Here is a 19,919-nt window from a genome sequence, read left to right as displayed (position 1 = left end):
ACGCTTAAAGTTCCTTTCTTAATCGCGCCACAGGAATATCTAATTGCTCTCTATATTTAGCAACAGTACGTCGCGCAATAGGGTAGCCTTTTTCTTTTAAGATTTTAGAAAGCGCTTCATCAGTTAAAGGCTTCTTTTTACTTTCTTCTTCGATAACTGTTTCTAGAATCTTTTTAATTTCTCTTGTTGAAACTTCTTCACCTTGATCATTAGTCATAGATTCTGAAAAGAATTCCTTAATTAATTTGGTTCCATAGGGAGTGTCAACATACTTACTATTAGCAACACGAGATATGGTTGAAACATCCATTTCAATTTCGTCTGCAATATCTTTTAAAATCATAGGGCGCAAATTGCGCTCATCACCAGATAAGAAGTATTCTTTTTGGTAATGCATAATCGAACTCATAGTAACAAATAAAGTTTGCTGACGTTGTCTTACCGCTTCAATAAACCATTTAGCAGCATCTAATTTTTGCTTTATAAACATTACCGCATCCTTTTGGGCTCTAGATTTTTCTTTAGTCTCCTTATAACCTTTAAGCATGTTATTGTATTCTCTTGAGACATGCAATTCTGGTGCATTTCTACCATTTAGGGTAAGTTCCAATTCGCCATCTACAATCTTTATAGCAAAATCGGGTACAATATGTTCTACAATTTTGTTATTACCAGCATAAGAACCACCAGGTTTAGGATTCAGTCTTTCAACTTCTTCTATAGCGTCTTTAAGTTGTGCTTCGTCAATGTTAAATTTTTGCATTAACTTCTTATAGTGCTTTTTAGTGAATTGCTCAAAGCCTTTATCTATAATAGTTGTTGCCAATTCAACATCTGGATGCTGTTCTTTTCTATGTAATTGAATGCTTAAACATTCTTGAAGATTACGAGCTCCAACACCTGCAGGATCTAATAGATGCACAATATTTAGAACCTTTTCAACTTCGTCTTCAGTCGTATATACATTTTGTGTAAAAGCTAAGTCGTCTGTAATATCAGCTAGTGAGCGACGTATGTAGCCACTTTCATCAACGCTACCTACCAGGAAATAGGCTATTTCTTCCTCTTGTTCTGTTAATCTAAAGGTGTTTAACTGATTTATTAAATGTTGCGTAAATGAAGTTCCAGCAGCATAAGGCATCGTCTTATCTTCATCATCAGCACTGTAATTATTGGCTTGTGTACGGTATTCCGGAATTTCGTCGTCGCTTAGATATTCGTCGATATTAATATCATCAGCTTCAATAGTTTCATTGTCATCATAGTCCGTTTCAGAATTATCAAATTCGTCAAACTCATCTTCAGACGTCTCTGATTCTTTTCCAGTATCTAAGGCAGGGTTTTCTTCTAACTCTTGTTTTAAGCGTTGCTCAAAGGCTTGTGTAGGCAATTGAATCAACTTCATAAGTTGAATCTGCTGTGGAGACAACTTTTGAGAGAGTTTAAACTGTAAAAACTGCTTTAAAGACATAAATTCTAATTGATTATATAAATAATAAAAAACCCGTCAGGTTTTAAAACCTAACAGGTTTAAATATAGTGATTAAAATTCTGCATTTTGAGGTGTTCTAGGAAAAGGAATAACATCTCTAATATTTCCCATTCCAGTAGCAAACATTACCAAACGTTCAAATCCTAATCCGAAACCAGAATGTACTGCCGAACCATATTTACGTAAGTCTAAGTACCACCATAGCTCTTCTTCAGAAATATCTAAAGCTTTCATTTTTTCTTTTAAAACATCTAAGCGCTCTTCACGTTGCGATCCTCCGACCATTTCACCAATACCTGGAAATAAAATATCCATAGCTCTTACTGTTTCTCTTCCTTCACTATCTGGCTCATTTAAACGCATGTAAAATGCTTTAATGTTTGCTGGGTAATCAAATAAAATTACAGGACATTTAAAGTGCTTTTCAACCAAGAAACGCTCGTGCTCAGATTGTAGATCTGCACCCCACTCTTCAATGATATAGTTGAATTTCTTTTTTTGTTTGGCTTAGAATTTCTTAGAATATCAATAGCTTCGGTATAGCTTACACGCTTAAAGTTGTTATCTACGACAAACTTAATTTTTTCAATTAAGCTCATATCACTTCGTTCTGCTTGAGGTTTTGTTTTTCTTCATCTAAAAGGCGCTTATCTAAAAACTCTAAATCTTCTTTATTGTTTTCTAAAACATAGCTTAATACAGATTTCATGAAATCTTCAGCTAAATCCATATTCCCCGCTAAATCCATAAAAGCAACTTCAGGTTCAATCATCCAGAATTCTGCTAAGTGGCGCGACGTATTAGAGTTTTCTGCTCTAAATGTTGGTCCAAACGTATAAACTTTGCCTAAAGACATTGCATAGGTTTCAGCTTCAAGCTGACCAGAAACCGTTAAATTAGTTTCTTTTCCGAAGAAATCTTCTTTATAATTTACAGAACCATCGTCATTTAACGGTGGATTTTTCGAATCTAAGTTGGAAACTTTAAACATTTCACCTGCACCTTCTGCATCACTACCCGTAATAATAGGTGTGTGCATATAGTTAAAGCCATTTTCGTTAAAGTATTTATGAACAGCAAAAGATAATGAAGATCTTAAACGCATTACAGCACTAAACGTATTTGTTCTTGTACGTAAATGAGCGTTTTCTCTTAAAAATTCAAACGAGTGTTTTTTAGGTTGAATAGGGTAGGTTTCCGGGTCAGAATCACCTAGAATCTCTAATGTTTTTACAACAATTTCAACCGATTGACCTTTTCCTTGACTCTCTACTAACTCTCCTGTGATATGAATCGCAGCACCTGTAGTGACACGCTTTAAAAGGGCTTCGTCAAAATTTTCAAAATCAACAACACATTGAATATTATTTATAGTAGAACCATCATTCAAAGCTATAAATCGATTGGCTCTAAAAGTTCTTACCCACCCTTTGATGGTAACATCTTGTAAGGTGACATCTTGTGATAATAATTGTGCTACAGTTTTTGAAGTCATTTTTTAAATAATTTTTTAAGGCTAAAATATAGTGATATTCTTAGTTTAATTTGTCGTCTTCGTTATCATCTTCCAAAGCAATAACATTGATGGAAGGTTTTCTTAAGACTTCTTTATTGGCAATATTGCGCTCTAAAGATAGTAATAACGAAGGTAATAACAGTAAGTTAGACAGCATGGCAAATAGTAAGGTTATAGAAACTAAAGCTCCTAAAGCTACGGTGCCACCAAAGCTAGAAATGGTAAATACCGAGAACCCAAAGAATAATACAATTGAAGTATAAATCATACTAACGCCAGTTTCTCTAAGTGCTGCATAAACAGATTTTTTAATTTTCCAATTGTTGGCTTGTAACTCTTGTCTGTATTTTGCTAAAAAGTGAATAGTATCATCTACCGAAATACCAAAAGCGATACTAAACACTAAAATAGTTGAAGGCTTTATTGGTACACCAATGTAACCCATGATACCTGCGGTCACTAAAAGTGGTAGTAAATTAGGAATTAATGATACAATTATCATTTTAAAAGAACGGAACAAATACGCCATAAATAACGCAATAAGTACTATGGCAAGTGTGAGCGAAATCGCTAAATTTTTAACCAGATATTTAGTTCCTTTTTGGAAAACTAAGGCTTTACCTGTAATGATTACATTATAACGTTCTTTAGGAAATAACTTGTCGATTTCAGCTTGAAGGTCTTCTTGAATACGCTCCATTTTATCAGTACCAATATCCTTCATAAACGTAGTAATACGGGCGTATTGGCCTGTGCTATCTACAAAATTGTTAAGCATGTCAACATTTGAGGTCGAGTTTTTAGCATAGGATAAGATGAAACTATTTTCTTGACTCGTAGGTAATTGGTAATATTTAGGATTACCGTTGTAATAGGCTTGTTTACTATATTTCACTAAGCTTACCACTGAAATTGGTCGAGATAATTCGGGAATATCCGTAATTAATTCTTCAAGCTCATCCATACGTTTTAAAGTCGCTAATTTCATAACTCCTTTTTTACGTTTGGTATCTATCATAATTTCTAATGGCATAATACCATTAAATTCAGACTCAAAAAACCGAATATCCTTAAAGAACTCTGTGTTTTGAGGCATATCTTCAATGAGACTACCAGAAATTTTAATTTGGTGAATACCAATAATACTAACAACAATTAGAATAAGCGTTGTAATATAAATTGTTATTTTTTGTTCTTCACCATGGATTCCATCCAATTTACAAAGGCACCAATCCAACGTTTATTTAAATGTTCTAAATGGCGTTCTTTAGGATAAGGCAAGAACGTGTACATTATAGGAATAATGAGTAAACACAATGTGAAAATTGCAAGAATGCTCAATGAAGCTACAATACCAAACTCTTTAAGTAATGTACTTTCTGTAAGTATAAATGTAGCAAAACCAGAAGCCGTTGTGACATTAGTCATTAAAGTAGCGTTACCAACTTTAGTAATGACACGTTGTAATGATTTTACTTTATTTCCATGAGATTTTACTTCATGTTGAAATTTATTGATTAAAAAAATACAATTTGGGATTCCAATAACGATGATTAAAGGAGGAATTAAAGCCGTTAATACTGTAATTTCATAGCCTAGTATACCTAAGATTCCAAAGGTCCACATTACCCCAATACAAACTACCACAAGCGAAATAAAAGTCGCTCTAAATGATCTAAAGAATAGGAAGAAAATTAAAGAGGTTACAAATAGTGCTCCTCCAATAAAAATAGGAATTTCATCTATAATACTCTGCGAACTTAAAGTTCGGATATAAGGCATTCCCGAAACTCTAACATCAAGTCCGGTTTGGGCTTCAAACGCATCAACTTTTTCCTGAAGGTTATTTAAAATAAATGCTTTCCTAGCAGGTGTGTTAATAATATCTTTCTTTAAGTAGAGTGCCGTTCTAATGGTTTTGGTCTCTGCATTAAATAAGAAATTATCGTAAAAAGGGTATTGATTAAAAAGTTCATCTTGAAGTTTGTTAACCTCTTCAATACTGCTTATGGAATCCTTTATAAAAGGTTCTAATTCAAACTGTACTTTTTCAGTGTTTTTAACTAGTTTTTTAAGATCTTTTATAGATAGAACAGCTTCAACTTCATCATAGCCTTTAAAGGAATCTGCGAGTTTATTCCAAGCATTCAATTGTTTTACAGAGAATAGTGTAGAATCTTTAACACCAAGTACAACAAGGTTGCCTTCTTCACCAAAAATCTCTAAAAATTCGTTATAAACAAGGTTTACTGCGTGGTCATCTGGTAATAAATTCGCTTCTGTAGATGAAAAACGCATGTGTTTCCATTGAGAGCTAAAAAATATAGTTGCTAAGATAATAGCAATAAGAATAAAGATTTTATTACGAAGAATAAGTCTTGCAATAGCTTCCCAAAATCCTGTGGTAAAAAGTTTAAACATGCTGTAGTAAAACTGCCTTAGAGCAAGCTCATAAGATATTGATTGAAATAAACATTATTGTTTTGATGAAACCATCACTATACATAAATCTCGTCTAGCGAGAGAAATGAGCGGCAAAGGTAGAAAAAACCTAAGGATTTGTAGGTTAATTAACAGTAATATAATTTAGACTAAAGTGAAATATTGAAGGTAAACTTAAAGGCAATGTTATCCTCAAAATTAGGTAAGTGATAACCACCATATCTATAGGCAAAACTGAGTCCGAAGCCGAAGAGCAATTTGTTAATTTCAAAACCAGATTCTGAGTAGAGTTTGTCGAGAGTATTGAACTGTATGCCTTGGTGTCTACTAATATTAGACATATTTCCGACAGCATAGCGCGATATTAAAACCAGTTGTGGTTTAAAACGATCTGAAACATTAAAACGATTAAAAGTGTGCTTTAGTTGTAATGTTGAAAACCGATCGCTAAAAAACTCATTGAAATACATGGTCTCAAAACTATTTAAACCAGCAACAGAAAAACGCTGTAATATGGTTTCTTTTTTAATGTTATTTGGATAAGCGTGATACAAATGTGTTATTGGAGTGTTGCCTTCTGCAATACCTGCAACAAGTGTAATACTTGTAATAGCATCATTTTTATGTTTGAATTGTTGTACGGTTCTAAAATCGATTTTAGAAAAATTAAAATCACTACCTAAAATAGATTTGAAGGCTTTTGTATACTGAAGCGTAAATTTTGGAAAACCATCCTTGGTCTCTTTCAATTTATCATTTTCGGTGGTATAAGTGCTAAAGGGACTCCATTGTAAACTCGCTTTAACAGTACTTAAATCAAAAGTAGAGTAGGTTTTGTTATTTATTAAAAAATTGTAATAATAGGTTGGGTCTATTTTTGAAGTCGCCAATTGCGTTTCCGAAAGTAAATGATTAGATATTTTGTGTTGTATTGAAACCGATTTTGTAATGTGTTTATGAAACAGATCAATGTTTAGTAAACGTGGTTCAAAAAAGGTAAAAAAGCGCTTATCGGTTAAAAATTTTGAACTTCCTGTTTCTTGTAAATCATCAACATAAGCAAGGTTGATCCACGTGTCTGTTGCTTCATTAACTCTGAATCCTCCACCAACTTTGTATTTAATTTCTTTATCCTTAAACCCATAAACCAAATAGCCATCGATACGATAACGTTTAGAAAATCGGTTATTGGTAACGCCACCTAATCCACTTCTTACACCTTCGTATTGATTGAACTTAATAAGATATTTTAAATCTAAATTGAAATAATTAAAAGGAAGAAATCCATTGCCAATATGTTTTAAGAATTCTGTTTTCTTAATCGAATCTTGCGCAATTTTAGTAGAATCTGTTTTATTTACAAGTGGTTGCTGCGCATTACAAAACGATGTAAGCGTTAGAAGTAAAACGACAAACAGGAGCTTTCGCATTTAGAATGTTTCAATTGTGATTTTAAAAAAACATCCCAAGCGTGTTGGGATGTTATATGTTTTGAACGTTGAAATTATACAGTCATAATTTCTTTTTCCTTAACTTCTAAGGTGTCGTCTATTTTCTTAACGTAGATATCGGTTAGTTTTTGAATATCTACCTCAGCATTTTTTTGTAAATCTTCAGATACATCTGAATCCTTAATATCATGGTTAGCTTCCTTACGTGCACTTCTAATACCAATTTTGGCATCTTCAGCTTCAGATTTCGCTTGCTTTGCTAAATCGCGTCTGCGTTCTTCTGTTAATGGTGGAACATTAATAATAATAGTGTCCCCATTGTTCATTGGATTAAAACCTAGATTAGCAATCATAATACTTCGTTCTATTTCTTGAAGCATTGATTTTTCCCAAGGCTGAACAGTAATCGTTCTACCATCAGGAGTATTCACATTGGCCACTTGACTCAATGGCGTTTGAGACCCATAATAATCGACCATAACGCTACCTAACATTGCAGGACTAGCCTTACCAGCTCTAATATTTACAAACTGCTTTTCTAAATGCTTCATTGCAGAATCCATAGATTCTTTAGCTGAGTCTATTATAAATTTAATGTCTTCGTTCATAGTATTAACGTTTTAAATGCGTGAGATCAAAGTTTAAGCCAAAGTTTAAACGTTTACCTCAGTTCCTATATTTTCTCCAGAAACTACTTTTAATAAATTTCCTTTTTTATTCATATCAAAAACTATAATTGGCAATTCATTTTCTTGACTAAGCGTGAATGCCGTTGTATCCATAACTTTTAAGCCTTTAAGTAGAACATCTTTAAAAGATATTTGATCAAACTTAACAGCTGTGCTATCTTTTTCTGGATCGGCTGAATAAATACCATCAACACGAGTTCCTTTTAATATCACATCTGCTTCAATTTCTATGGCACGTAATACGGCTGCAGAATCTGTAGTGAAATAAGGATTTCCTGTTCCACCACCAAAAATTACAACACGACCTTTATTAAGATGACTCATTGCTTTTCGTCTTATAAACGGTTCAGCAACTTCATTAATCTTAATAGCTGTCTGTAAACGTGTTTTGATACCTGTATCTTCTAGTGCGTTTTGTAATGCTAAACCATTGATTACTGTTGCGAGCATACCCATATGGTCACCTTGAACACGATCCATACCTTGCATAGCACCTGCAACGCCTCTAAAAATGTTTCCACCACCTATAACTATAGCTACTTGTACACCTAATTCAGTTATTTCTTTAATATCTTTAGCATATTCTGAAAGTCGTTCTGGATCTATACCATATTGACGATTTCCCATTAAGGCTTCTCCAGATAATTTTAGTAATATTCTTTTATATTTCATTAGATAGTTTCTGTTGCTATTTTTAGTCTGTATGAAATATGCCATGTAACAACTATTTTGAAATTAGTATCATCATGGCTTATTTCAATAGATGATTTAAAAGTTGAGCAAAGCTACGTAATTATTAGCATCTGTAAAAGTGAAAAAAAAGGCAAAACCATATTTTATTAAAAAATGATACTTCACGGCAAAACATTAGTAAACACTAACTCTAGAAATCAAAAAACCACTATTCAGTAAAGAATAGTGGTTTTTAATTATTTTAATTTGCTATTAAAGCATCTTTATTATCCTACTGTAGCACGTTTAAAACTAGTAACAGCAACGTCACCATAAGTTGCAACGTAATCAGCAACAGTTTGCTTTTCGTCTTTAATAAACTTCTGGTCTAATAAACATTGTTCTTGATCTAAAGTGGTGTTATCAGAAATGAAACGCTCCATTTTACCAGGTAAGATTCTATCCCAGATTTGTTCTGGCTTACCTTCAGCTTTTAATTCTGCTTTTGCAGTTTCTTCAGCTTCAGCAATAACTTCAGGAGTTAATTGAGCCATAGAGATGTAACTTGGTACATTCTTTAAGGTTTTACCTAAACGTCCTAATTCGATATTGTCTTTTTCAATTACAGCGATACGCGCTTCAGTTTCAGAAGCTATAAAAGCTGGATCAAAATCTTTGTAAGATAATGATGACGCTCCCATAGAAGCAACTTGCATTGCAACATCTTTAACTAAAGTTTCAACGTTATCAACTTTAGCAGATAAACCTACTAAAGCAGCAATTTTGTTGATGTGTACATATTGTCCAACATACGGAGCATCTAATTTTTCGAAAGCCGTGATGTCTAATTTCTCGCCGATAACTCCAGTTTGCTCTACTAATTTTTCTGCAACGGTCATACCACCAAAATCCGCAGCTAAAAATGCTTCTTTTGTGTCATGGTTTAATGCGATATCAGCTAATTCGTTAGCTAATGCTACAAAAGTTTCGTTTTTACCAACGAAATCAGTTTCACAACCTAAAACGATAGCAACTCCAGATGTATTATCTGCATTTATTTTAGCAACAGCAGCACCTTCAGAAGAATCTCTGTCAGCTCTTTTTTCTGCAACTTTTTGTCCTTTTTTACGTAAAACGTCGATGGCTTTATCAAAATCACCACCAGCTTCAACTAAAGCTTTTTTACAATCCATCATCCCAGCACCAGTTGCTTGTCTTAGCTTGTTTACCTCTGCTGCTGTAATTTTTACAGTATTTTCCATAGTTTTTAAATTTAAAAAGTCATTTAATTAATTTTCAAAAAGAAAAGAACCAAATGACTTTTAGTAGTGTATAAATGTTATTTATTCTTCTTCTTCAGATACAGCTGCTTTTTCTGCTTTTGCAGCAGGCTTAGCTTTAGCTTCTCCTTTTTGAGCTTTACCTTCTTTATCTGAACGTTCAGCTTTTCTTTCGTTTAAACCGTCTGCTATTGCAGAAGTTACGATAGATAAGATTTTGTCTATAGATTTAGAAGCATCATCATTTGAAGGGATTAAATAATCTACTTCACGTGGATCAGAGTTTGTATCTACCATTGCAAAAATTGGAATATTCAATTTTTGAGCTTCTTTAATTGCAATATGCTCACGCATAATATCTACAACAAATAAAGCACCTGGTAAACGTGTCATGTCAGAAATAGAACCTAAATTCTTTTCTAATTTTGCACGTAAACGATCTACTTGTAAACGCTCTTTTTTAGATAAAGAGTTGAATGTACCATCTTTCTTCATTCTATCAATGGTAGCCATTTTTTTAACGGCTTTTCTGATTGTAACAAAGTTAGTTAGCATTCCACCAGGCCAACGCTCAGTAATGTAAGGTTGGTTAACTGCACCAGCTTTTTCAGCAACGATGTCCTTAGCTTGTTTTTTTGTAGCAACGAATAAGATTTTCTTTCCTGATGCTGCTATTTTAGCTAATGCTTCAGAAGTTTCTTCAATTTTTGCTGCTGTTTTGTATAGGTTGATAATATGGATACCGTTACGTTCCATATAAATGTAAGGAGCCATGTTTGGGTTCCACTTACGTGTAAGGTGACCGAAGTGTACACCTGCTTCAAGTAATTCTGTTACTTCTACTTTTTCCATTTTGTAATAGTTTACGTTCTGTTAAATTAGCAATGTTCCGTAGGTTTTTTAGCTATTAGCTATTAGCTATTAGCTATTGCCTGTTGGCTTCATTTAGATGCTAAACTTTAATCCTGAACTAGTTTCAGGATTTTTTTAATTTCAATAAAAAATAATAATCCAGAATCTGCCGAAGCAGATTCTGAATAAAAAATAATTGTTGGATATTAACGTTTCGAGAATTGGAATTTCTTTCGAGCTTTCTTTTGTCCGAATTTCTTTCTTTCTACCATTCTTGGATCTCTCGTTAATAGACCTTCTGGCTTTAATACTAATCTGTTTTCAGGATCTAACTCGCACATAACGCGAGAAAGGCCTAAACGTATTGCTTCTGCCTGGCCGGTGATACCACCTCCATATACGTTAACAGTAATATCAAAGTTGCCATCATTGTTAGTCAAGGCTAAAGGTTGGTTTACTTTATACTGCAACGTTGCAGTAGTAAAATAATCCGCCATGTCTTTTTTGTTCACTGTGATTTTGCCACTACCTTCGGCAACGTACACACGAGCAACAGCCGTCTTTCTACGGCCAATTTTGTGAATTACTTCCATTTAGTTAATTTCGTTTAATGTCATTGTTTTAGGTTTTTGAGCTGCGTGAGCATGCTTTGTACCTGAAACAACAGTTAAGTTTCTAAAAAGGGCTGCTCCTAATTTGTTTTTAGGCAACATTCCTTTCACTGACTTTTCTACTAATCTGCTTGGGTCTTTCTCAAACAATTCAGTAGCCGTCAGACTTTTTTGTCCACCTGGATAACCTGTGTGACGGATGTAACTTTTTTCCGTCCATTTGTTTCCAGTTAAGTTGATTTTTTCGGCATTAACAACAACTACGTTGTCACCGCAATCAACGTGTGGCGTGAAATTAGGCTTGTGCTTACCTCTTAAAAGTATTGCTACTCTCGAAGCTAAGCGACCTAAAGTTTGTCCTTCAGCGTCAACTAAAACCCACTCCTTATTAACGGTAGCTTTGTTTGCTGAAACTGTTTTGTAGCTTAATGTATCCACACTAATTTGATTTATAATTGTGTCTTAAATGACACAATAGATTAAACATTTCTCTTTAAAAAAGAGTTTGCAAATTTACGATAAAGTATTGATTTACCAAACCTTGATTGAAATATTTTTGTGATGAAAATCAGCGTGTTTAAAAAATGTCTTTTTAGTTTAGTGTTTTGTGGCTCTAGTGAGTCGGTCGTTTATAGATTTTCCTAAGCCGTAATCTGGGAATTCTTCAGCAATAATAATATCAAGATGCATCTTATCTAACTGATGAAGCACATCATATAAATTTGAAGCCGATTCAACTAAATCACCAGATGTTGAAAGTGCTATTTGAACCTCAATATTAGGATGCTCAATTTCATACTGAAACGTTAATAGTCCAATACGTTTGTTTTTATGAAGATTTACTGCTTCTAAAATATTATTTGTTAAGACGGTTTTTGTTTTTGGTGCGTAGTGACGTTCTAACATGCCTGGTGCATCCGGAATAGCTTCCGTTTGACTTTTAACCGAATTTTTAATTTCAATCGTTCCAACTATGGCTTCAATATCTTCTAGTGATTTTGAACCTAGTCTATATATAATAGGTTCGTCATTTTCGAAACCAATAATAGTAGATTCAATACCACTTGTGCACGCTCCACCATCTAAAACCATTTTAATATCATCTTTAAAATACGTTTCTACATGTTGCGCTGTAGTTGGGCTAATACTACTAAAAGGATTGGCACTTGGTGCTGCTAATGGAAAGTCTAAGCGGTGTAATAATTCTAACGTTGTTGGGTGATTAGGCACACGCACGGCAACGGTATCTTTTCCTCCTGTTATTAAATCTGGAATAATCGCTTTCTTTTTTAAAACCAACGTTATTGGTCCTGGCCAAAAGGCTTCGGCTAGGAGTTGTGCTTTTGCTGGGATGTACTCCACAATACTAGAAAGCTCATCTATAGAAGGAATATGAACAATAAGCGGATTAAAAAACGGACGCTTCTTCGTTTCAAAAATAGCTGTTATCGCTTTTTCGCTATAAATATTTCCTGCTAATCCATAAACTGTTTCAGTTGGAATAGCAACAATATCCTCAGCTGTTAAGAGTTGAATCGCTTTTGATATGTCTTTTGAAATAATACTCATAATCTTAAAAATCCGACTACAAAATTACTTCAAAAACTCATACGACTAAGATTTAAGACGCTTATTTTTCTTTTCCTGATTTTGTTGGTAAAGTGCATAGCCTAATACGGCCATCTCTAGACCTAAAATTGCAATTTTGGCTTTTTTACTTCTAGTGAGTGCGCTTGTTAATCCTAATACTTTGGTGATAATCATATGGGTTTATTTATTGTTAGTGTAAAATCTTTTATAAAATTAAATGATTGTGAGTTGTGTACTTGACGTAATCACTATTAGAATTAACTGAAAAGCCTATTCATATTATTTTATGCACAATTAAAAATATTGACTTTCCATTTAGTAGTTTTGCAGCTTCAAAATTTTGATTATGATTTCAGTAGATAATTTGGCGGTAGAATTTAGTGGACACACCCTTTTTAGCGATGTGTCGTTTACTATTAATGCCAACGATAAGATTGCCTTAATGGGCAAAAATGGAGCAGGAAAATCTACCATGATGAAAATTATTGCAGGTGTTCAGAGTGGAACGCGTGGTAATGTGAGGTGTCCTAAAGATGCTGTGATCGCTTATTTACCACAGCATTTGTTAACCGAAGATGATACCACTGTTTTTGATGAAGCGTCTAAAGCATTTAAGCATGTGTACGAAATGCGTGACGAAATGGAAGCACTCAACAAACAATTGGAAACTAGAACCGATTACGAATCTGATGAGTACATGAAAATTATTGAGCGTGTGTCTGATTTAGGGGAGAAATACTACGCTTTAGAAGATGTGAATTATGATGCTGAAGTAGAAAAAGCATTAAAAGGTTTAGGGTTTAAACAGGAGGATTTTACAAGACTTACCAATGAATTTTCTGGTGGTTTCCGTATGCGAATTGAATTGGCTAAGATTTTATTGCAAAAGCCTGATTTAATTTTACTGGATGAGCCAACTAACCATATTGATATAGAATCGGTGATTTGGTTAGAGGATTTTTTATTGAATAAAGCGAATGCCGTTGTGGTTATTTCTCACGATCGCGCGTTTGTAGATAATATTACCAATCGGACTATTGAAGTGACGATGGGTCGTATTTACGATTATAAAGCAAATTATACGCACTATTTACAATTACGAGAAGATCGACGTGTGCATCAGGTAAAGGCTTACCAAGAACAGCAGAAGTTTATTGCAGATAATATGCAGTTTATTGAACGTTTTAAAGGCACATATTCTAAAACAAATCAAGTGACGTCTCGAGAGCGTATGCTTGAGAAATTACAGATCATTGAGATTGATGATGTAGACACGTCGGCCTTAAAATTACGTTTTCCTGCAACACAACGTTCTGGTGATTATCCGGTGACGGTTAAAGACGTTTCTAAATCTTATGATGATCATGTGGTGTTTAACAATGCTAACATGTCTATCGCTAGAGGAGAGAAGGTTTGCTTTGTAGGTCGAAATGGAGAAGGGAAGTCCACTATGATTAAAGCGATTTTAGGTGAGATTGATGTAGAGGGGACTTGTAGTTTAGGTCACAATGTGAAGGTTGGCTATTTTGCGCAGAACCAAGCGGCTTTGTTGGATGAAAGTTTAACAATTTTTCAAACGGTTGATGAAGTAGCACAAGGTGACGTAAGAACTCAAATTAAAAGTATTTTGGGTGGTTTTATGTTTAGAGGCGATGATATTGATAAAAAAGTCAGTGTGTTGTCTGGTGGTGAAAAAACCAGATTAGCTATGGTGAAGTTATTATTAGAACCTGTGAACTTATTAATTCTCGATGAACCTACAAATCACTTAGATTTAAAATCTAAAGATGTTTTAAAGGAAGCGCTTCAGAATTTTGATGGTACTCTGATTTTAGTGTCTCACGATCGTGATTTCTTACAAGGCTTGTCTAAGAAAGTCTTTGAGTTTAAAGAAAAACGCGTGATTGAGCATTTTGAAACCATTGATGATTTCTTAATTAGAAACCGTGTAGAGAGCTTAAAAGGTTTAGATTTATAAGTAAACTATAGCTTTATACTTAGGCGCGAACGCGAGCAAATACGCCCGCGTTAGTGATTGAGGCCTTTGTTGAAGCTCTTTTTGTGTTGTTGCGTATATGCAACAACACAAAAAGCGACTGCCGAAAGCACGACCCTTGGGTAACGCCCAAATTATACACCTTAACTTTTTGTACTGCCTAAGCGGCAATATTTTAACTACTTTTGCAACGTGAAGAACGAATTACAACTTTCAGATTGGTTACCTACCACAAACAAAGAGGTGAAGATTCGCGGATGGGAAGCACTCGATGTGATCCTGTTTAGCGGAGATGCTTATGTAGATCATCCAACGTTTGGTCCTGCAGTAATAGGACGTATGTTAGAAAGTTTTGGGTTACGCGTCGCTATCGTGCCGCAACCTAATGTGAATGATAATCTTCAGGATTTTGTGAAACTTGGTGCCCCAAAAATGTTTTTTGGTGTAACAGGTGGCTGTATGGATCCTATGATTAGCAATTATAATGCGAATAAAAAACGTCGTGATAAGGATGCGTATACACCCAATGGAGATATTGGGTTTAGACCAGATTATGCGACTACTGTTTATACTAATATTCTAAAAGAAAAATGGCCAAATACCCCGGTTTTAATCGGTGGTATTGAAGCATCATTGCGTCGTGTAACGCACTACGATTTTTGGAGTGATAAGTTAATGCCGTCTATTTTAGAAACCTCTAAAGCCGATATGTTGGTTTATGGTATGGGTGAGCAGCCTTTGCGTGAAGTGGTGCGTTTGTTGGAAAAAGGAGTGCCTTTTAATAGCATCAATACGGTTTTACAAACGGCAGTTCTTTTAAATAAAGATGAAAAGATTCCGAAGAATAGTAATTGGGAAGATATTGAGATTTCTTCGCATGAAGTTTGTTTAAAAGACAAGAAGAAGTATGCTTCTAATTTTAAGGTCATTGAGCAAGAATCTAATAAGCTAGCAGCACGACGTATTTTTCAGAAAATAGGGGACAAGACCTTGATGATTAATCCGCCGTACCCAACCATGACGGAAGCCGAAATTGATGCGTCTTTCGATTATCCTTATACCCGATTACCACATCCAAAGTATAATAAGCGAGGCCCAATTCCTGCGTTTGAAATGATTAAGTTTTCCATTAATATTCACCGTGGGTGTTTTGGTGGTTGTAGCTTTTGTACCATTTCTGCGCACCAAGGGAAATTTATTGCGTCTCGTAGTCAAGAATCTATTTTGAAAGAAGTAGACACGGTGGCTAATATGCCAGATTTTAAAGGTTATTTATCTGATATTGGTGGGCCAAGTGCCAACATGTATCAAATGAAAGGAAAAGTACAATCTATTTGCGACAAGTGTATTTCGCCGAGTTGTATTTCGCCCGTGATTTGTAGTAATTTAGATACGTCTCACAAACCATTAACCGAATTATACCAGGCAGTTGATAACCATCCAAAGGTTAAGAAATCATTTATTGGTTCGGGAATTAGACATGATATGTTGGTGCCAGAATTTAATAAAAATGCCGATCCTAAAGAACTAGATGCTTATACCGAAGAAGTGATGACGAAGCACGTTTCTGGCCGTTTGAAAGTAGCTCCAGAACATACCAGTGATCCTGTATTAAAATTGATGCGTAAGCCGTCGTTTAAATACTTCCATAAGTTTAAAGAACGTTTTGATAAGATAAATATTAAGAAAGGGTTGAAGCTTCAATTGATACCTTATTTTATATCGAATCACCCAGCTTGTGAAGTGGAAGATATGGCTAATCTTGCTGCTGAAACTAAAGATATGGGTTTCCAGTTAGAGCAAGTACAAGGTTTTACACCAACACCAATGACCGTTGCTACCGTAATTTATTATAGTGGTTACCATCCTTACACCTTAAAGAAGGTAAATACTCCTATTACTAAAAAGGAAAAGGACGAGCAACATCGTTTTTTCTTTTGGTACAAGGATGAAAACAAAGCGTGGATTAAGAAGACCTTAAATAAATTAGGTCGTGAAGATTTACTAAGCGTTTTATTGCCTGAGAAAACTGAAAAGTGGCGTAAAAACAAACCTACAGGTGATGCTAAAAACACCTTTAATGATGCAGTGCCTTTTAATCAACGTACGGCTGAGGATAAGGTGCGATTTAATGGTAAGAAGCGTCATAAGAAGAAGCGACGTTCGTCTTAGGTAATTTACTTCAATCTCATTAGTTTATTGTATTGTTTAGGTCTAGAGTTACATCTTAGGTTCAGTTGATGTATATCCGAGGATTGCACGACTTAGAAACGGAGTAGATACGGCTTACATACGGAGTAGTGACTGGTGAACCTTTATGATGACTCGTTCAAAAATAGCTATTAATCCATCCTTAACTACTGTTAAAACGCATTAGCGTTCTTACTTTCTTAAATGCTCAAAAACGATAGATATCAGTAACTCAATTGACTACTGAATAGGCGCTTTTTCAAGTGTTAATTATTTCGTTTTATCGTTTGTGTTATATTAATTTTATTGCCCTAAACAATAAATAAAAATGATAAAAAATTACACAATTGCCCTCATGTTGCTACTTACAGGTGGCGTATTTAGTCAGGAAACAATTTCCTTTGAAACCAGTGAATCTTACACTTTAGGAACACTAAACAACCAAAATGTTTGGGAAGTTTCGGTAGATAGCGAAGGTGTCTTTCTTCAAAATCAAGTGGTGTCAGATGAAGAAGCTACTGATGGAATTTATGCCTTTAAAAATTCTTATGAGTCGAGTTTTAATCCTCAATTTTACTCAATTTTTGGTGCTGCAAAAAACTTTAACGCTCCAAAATCATTTGAAGATTTTACATTTTCGTATGACGTTATGATAACAGAAAGTGATGGATCTGATTTTGAAATGACGCTTTTTGGTATTGATGCCAATGATGATTTTGTTCCTGTTGCAGGCGTTATTATGGAATATGGAGAATCTATTTATGTCATAGATGATATAAATTATGGAACTGTTGATCTTGAAGGTGCCGATTGGACTCCAAATACCTGGTTACATGTTAAAATTGAAGTCACTGCCACAGAATTAAAGTATTACTTAAATGATGTTTTGGTACATACACGTAGCAATTTTACGTCTGTAGATATTGTAGGTTTTAATATGCTACATAACAATTATGGTGGTGATGCTTTTTACGATAATTTTAGTTTTGAAAGCGGCACCTTAGGTACTGAAGACTTTGCGGATGCATCAGTGTTGCGTATTTATCCAAATCCGGTTGCTGATGAATTAAAAATTACAGGCATTCAGAACGAACAGATTGCACTGGTGTCTATTTATAACTTAAATGGACAACAATTAATGGAACGTACTTCTGTAGATGCATTAGATGTTAGTAGTCTTTCTGGCGGCGTTTATATGTTGAATATTGTAACAGCAGATGGTAAAACACATACAGATAAGCTTTTGAAAAAATAGAGTTAAGCATTAACTTTAATAAATGGCCTTGATTATTATATAGTTGAGGCTTTTTTTTGTTTGATGTTTTTGCTAATTTAGTGTGTTGTTTATTCTTGAAGAGAATGTTAGGGGATTGGTTGGATAACCCCCTTAAAGAGTTATGCTCGGTATTTTTGATAAAAGAATTCTTTCACCTTAATAATCCTCAAGGGGAAATTTGTTTAAGGAAAACATGTTATTCATAAAATTGTATATTATGAATGGTATCAATAAAAACTAATTTTTATATAAAAGTTTCTTGGTCTAGATTGTCCCCTAGAGGGGACTTTAGGGGTGTAAAAAGAAGAGTGATAAATTAGTAAAATGAAAAACAAAATCATTCCATACAATCCAGAACTAAAGCAACTCGCCAGACAACTAAGAAAAAATAGCACTTTACCTGAAGTATTACTTTGGCAACATATAAAACAACGTGCTTACGATGTTCAGTTTCATAGGCAAGTGCCAATGCTAAATTATATCGCAGATTTTTATTGTCATGAAATAGGTTTGGTTATTGAAATTGATGGAGATAGTCACGACCATAGTTTTTTATACGATACAAAACGGCAAGGTGAACTAGAGGCTTATGGTGTTACCTTTTTGAGGTTTTCTAACGACGAGGTTAAAAAGAATATGTTTAGTGTGTTGTTGGTTATTGAAGAGACGGTTGGGGAATTGCGTGATTAACTAGGGAGAACATCTCAAAATATTCCTAAACACCCCTAAGGTCCCCTCAAGGGGACATTTGATAAAGGAAAAAACAATACTCATAGGATTTTTAGATTTTATATTGGGTACACAAAATTCATTTTTTATATTTATGTTTCTCGGTTAGGGTTGTCCCCTTGAGGGGACTTTAGGGGTGTGGTATACAATTGACATTTAAACACCTTTGATTATACTATGTCTTTTAATAAACGTAAGTTTAATGAAAAGGTGAGTTTTAGAATCAGAAGATAAGTTGTTAGGATTTTTTAGAACATCCTATAGGGAAAAACTATTTAAGGTAGAAAGATTTAAATTGGAAAACGTACTTAAAACGTAAAGTAAAATTTAGTTTAATATAAACTTATCCCTCTTGTTTTTAGAGTAAAATACATATAATTTGGTATTTTTGAATTTAAACTTCTATACATTATCTCTTGAAAATAAAAAATACAAATAGTATTAAAGCTGTAGATTTCTTTTGTGGCGGTGGAGGAATGAGTTTTGGTATGCAAAAGGCTGGTATTCAGGTTTTAGCAGGAGTTGATTATGAAGAGAACTGCAGAGCAACTTATAATGCAAACATCGGTAAGGACAAATTCGTTAAAGCAGATGTTTTTGAATTGAAAGAAGAAGAGTTAGAAAAAACTCTGAAACTAAAGCGTAATGATGACGAATTATTGCTAATTGGTTGTAGTCCATGTCAATTTTGGAGTATTATAAATACTGACAAAAATAAATCTCAAAAATCAAAAAATTTACTAGTCGAATTCGAACGGTTTGTTAAGTATTTTAATCCTGGTTATGTGGTTGTTGAAAATGTTCCAGGAGTACTTCGTAAAAAAGGAGAAAGTGGTTTAGAAAAATTCATCAATTGGCTTGAATCAAATAAATATACTGTGCATTTTAAAGTCCATAATACTTCCGATTATGGTGTGCCACAAAATAGAAAACGTTTTACTTTAATTGCCAATAGAATCACCGATAATAAATTAGAACCTATTAAAGCAAATAAAAAATTAACTGTAAGAGATGTTCTTGGAGAAGAAAATGGCTTTTCAAAAATTAAAGCTGGACATAAAGATTATTCAGATTTTAATCATACGGCAGCAGGGATTACCGATATTACATTAAGAAGAATAAAAAAGTAAAAA

At 34.1% G+C, this 19,919-nt stretch carries 15 protein-coding genes and 2 pseudogenes; 5 read left to right on the top strand and 12 right to left on the bottom strand.

The window, feature by feature from the left end; translation table 11 throughout:
• Positions 1-4: 4 nt before the first annotated feature.
• The 12 genes and pseudogenes from rpoN to ADIWIN_RS20515 form a co-directional block, all read right to left on the bottom strand.
• Positions 5-1,471 (bottom strand): RNA polymerase factor sigma-54, encoded by a 1,467-nt coding sequence (gene rpoN, locus ADIWIN_RS10315; protein ID WP_020894721.1) that lies wholly within the window; start codon positions 1,469-1,471, stop codon positions 5-7.
• Positions 1,472-1,543: 72 nt separating this feature from the next.
• A pseudogene (asnS, locus tag ADIWIN_RS10310) lies at positions 1,544-2,987 on the bottom strand (asparagine--tRNA ligase).
• Positions 2,988-3,027: 40 nt separating this feature from the next.
• Positions 3,028-5,429: pseudogene (locus ADIWIN_RS10305) on the bottom strand (efflux RND transporter permease subunit).
• A gap of 170 nt (positions 5,430-5,599) precedes the next feature.
• Positions 5,600-6,880, bottom strand: a complete 1,281-nt coding sequence (locus ADIWIN_RS10300) for a DUF5686 family C-terminal domain-containing protein (RefSeq protein WP_020894716.1) — start codon at positions 6,878-6,880, stop codon at positions 5,600-5,602.
• A gap of 74 nt (positions 6,881-6,954) precedes the next feature.
• Positions 6,955-7,509 (bottom strand): ribosome recycling factor, encoded by a 555-nt coding sequence (gene frr / locus ADIWIN_RS10295; RefSeq protein WP_020894715.1) that lies wholly within the window; start codon positions 7,507-7,509, stop codon positions 6,955-6,957.
• A gap of 45 nt (positions 7,510-7,554) precedes the next feature.
• The gene (gene pyrH / locus ADIWIN_RS10290) at positions 7,555-8,262 is read right to left on the bottom strand and encodes a UMP kinase (RefSeq protein ID WP_020894714.1); all 708 of its coding nucleotides are present in this window, start codon (positions 8,260-8,262) and stop codon (positions 7,555-7,557) included.
• Between the two features lie 287 nt (positions 8,263-8,549).
• Positions 8,550-9,524, bottom strand: coding sequence for a translation elongation factor Ts (gene tsf / locus ADIWIN_RS10285; protein ID WP_020894712.1), 975 nt, complete (start codon positions 9,522-9,524; stop codon positions 8,550-8,552).
• Positions 9,525-9,605: 81 nt separating this feature from the next.
• On the bottom strand, positions 9,606-10,394 hold the full coding sequence (rpsB, locus tag ADIWIN_RS10280) for a 30S ribosomal protein S2 (protein ID WP_020894711.1): 789 nt from the start codon (positions 10,392-10,394) through the stop codon (positions 9,606-9,608).
• Between the two features lie 206 nt (positions 10,395-10,600).
• A complete protein-coding gene (rpsI, locus tag ADIWIN_RS10275; protein ID WP_020894710.1) occupies positions 10,601-10,987 on the bottom strand; it encodes a 30S ribosomal protein S9 in 387 nt (128 codons plus the stop codon).
• On the bottom strand, positions 10,988-11,443 hold the full coding sequence (rplM, locus tag ADIWIN_RS10270) for a 50S ribosomal protein L13 (RefSeq protein ID WP_020894709.1): 456 nt from the start codon (positions 11,441-11,443) through the stop codon (positions 10,988-10,990). It lies immediately after the preceding gene.
• 159 nt (positions 11,444-11,602) lie between these two features.
• Positions 11,603-12,574 carry an L-threonylcarbamoyladenylate synthase gene (locus ADIWIN_RS10265; RefSeq protein ID WP_020894708.1) on the bottom strand — a complete coding sequence of 324 codons (972 nt, stop codon included), beginning with the start codon at positions 12,572-12,574 and terminating at the stop codon, positions 11,603-11,605.
• Between the two features lie 45 nt (positions 12,575-12,619).
• The gene (locus ADIWIN_RS20515; RefSeq protein ID WP_020894707.1) at positions 12,620-12,769 is read right to left on the bottom strand and encodes a hypothetical protein; all 150 of its coding nucleotides are present in this window, start codon (positions 12,767-12,769) and stop codon (positions 12,620-12,622) included.
• Positions 12,770-12,941: 172 nt separating this feature from the next.
• On the opposite strand from ADIWIN_RS20515, the gene ADIWIN_RS10260 reads away from it, so the two are divergent.
• The 5 genes from ADIWIN_RS10260 (at position 12,942) to ADIWIN_RS20860 (ending at position 19,916) form a co-directional block, all read left to right on the top strand.
• On the top strand, positions 12,942-14,573 hold the full coding sequence (locus tag ADIWIN_RS10260; protein ID WP_020894706.1) for an ABC-F family ATP-binding cassette domain-containing protein: 1,632 nt from the start codon (positions 12,942-12,944) through the stop codon (positions 14,571-14,573).
• Between the two features lie 210 nt (positions 14,574-14,783).
• Positions 14,784-16,763, top strand: a complete 1,980-nt coding sequence (locus tag ADIWIN_RS10255; protein WP_020894705.1) for a YgiQ family radical SAM protein — start codon at positions 14,784-14,786, stop codon at positions 16,761-16,763.
• A 346-nt stretch (positions 16,764-17,109) separates the two neighbouring features.
• Positions 17,110-18,036 (top strand): T9SS type A sorting domain-containing protein, encoded by a 927-nt coding sequence (locus ADIWIN_RS10250; RefSeq protein WP_040756930.1) that lies wholly within the window; start codon positions 17,110-17,112, stop codon positions 18,034-18,036.
• A gap of 345 nt (positions 18,037-18,381) precedes the next feature.
• Positions 18,382-18,747: an endonuclease domain-containing protein gene (locus tag ADIWIN_RS10245; protein WP_020894703.1), complete on the top strand. Its 366-nt coding sequence runs from the start codon at positions 18,382-18,384 to the stop codon at positions 18,745-18,747.
• Positions 18,748-19,202: 455 nt separating this feature from the next.
• Positions 19,203-19,916, top strand: a complete 714-nt coding sequence (locus ADIWIN_RS20860; protein WP_020894702.1) for a DNA cytosine methyltransferase — start codon at positions 19,203-19,205, stop codon at positions 19,914-19,916.
• The last annotated feature ends 3 nt before the right edge of the window (positions 19,917-19,919 follow it).

It is taken from the genome of Winogradskyella psychrotolerans RS-3, from assembly GCF_000427335.1.
GTDB lineage: Bacteria > Bacteroidota > Bacteroidia > Flavobacteriales > Flavobacteriaceae > Winogradskyella > Winogradskyella psychrotolerans.
This window is presented reverse-complemented; position numbering and strand designations above follow the sequence as displayed.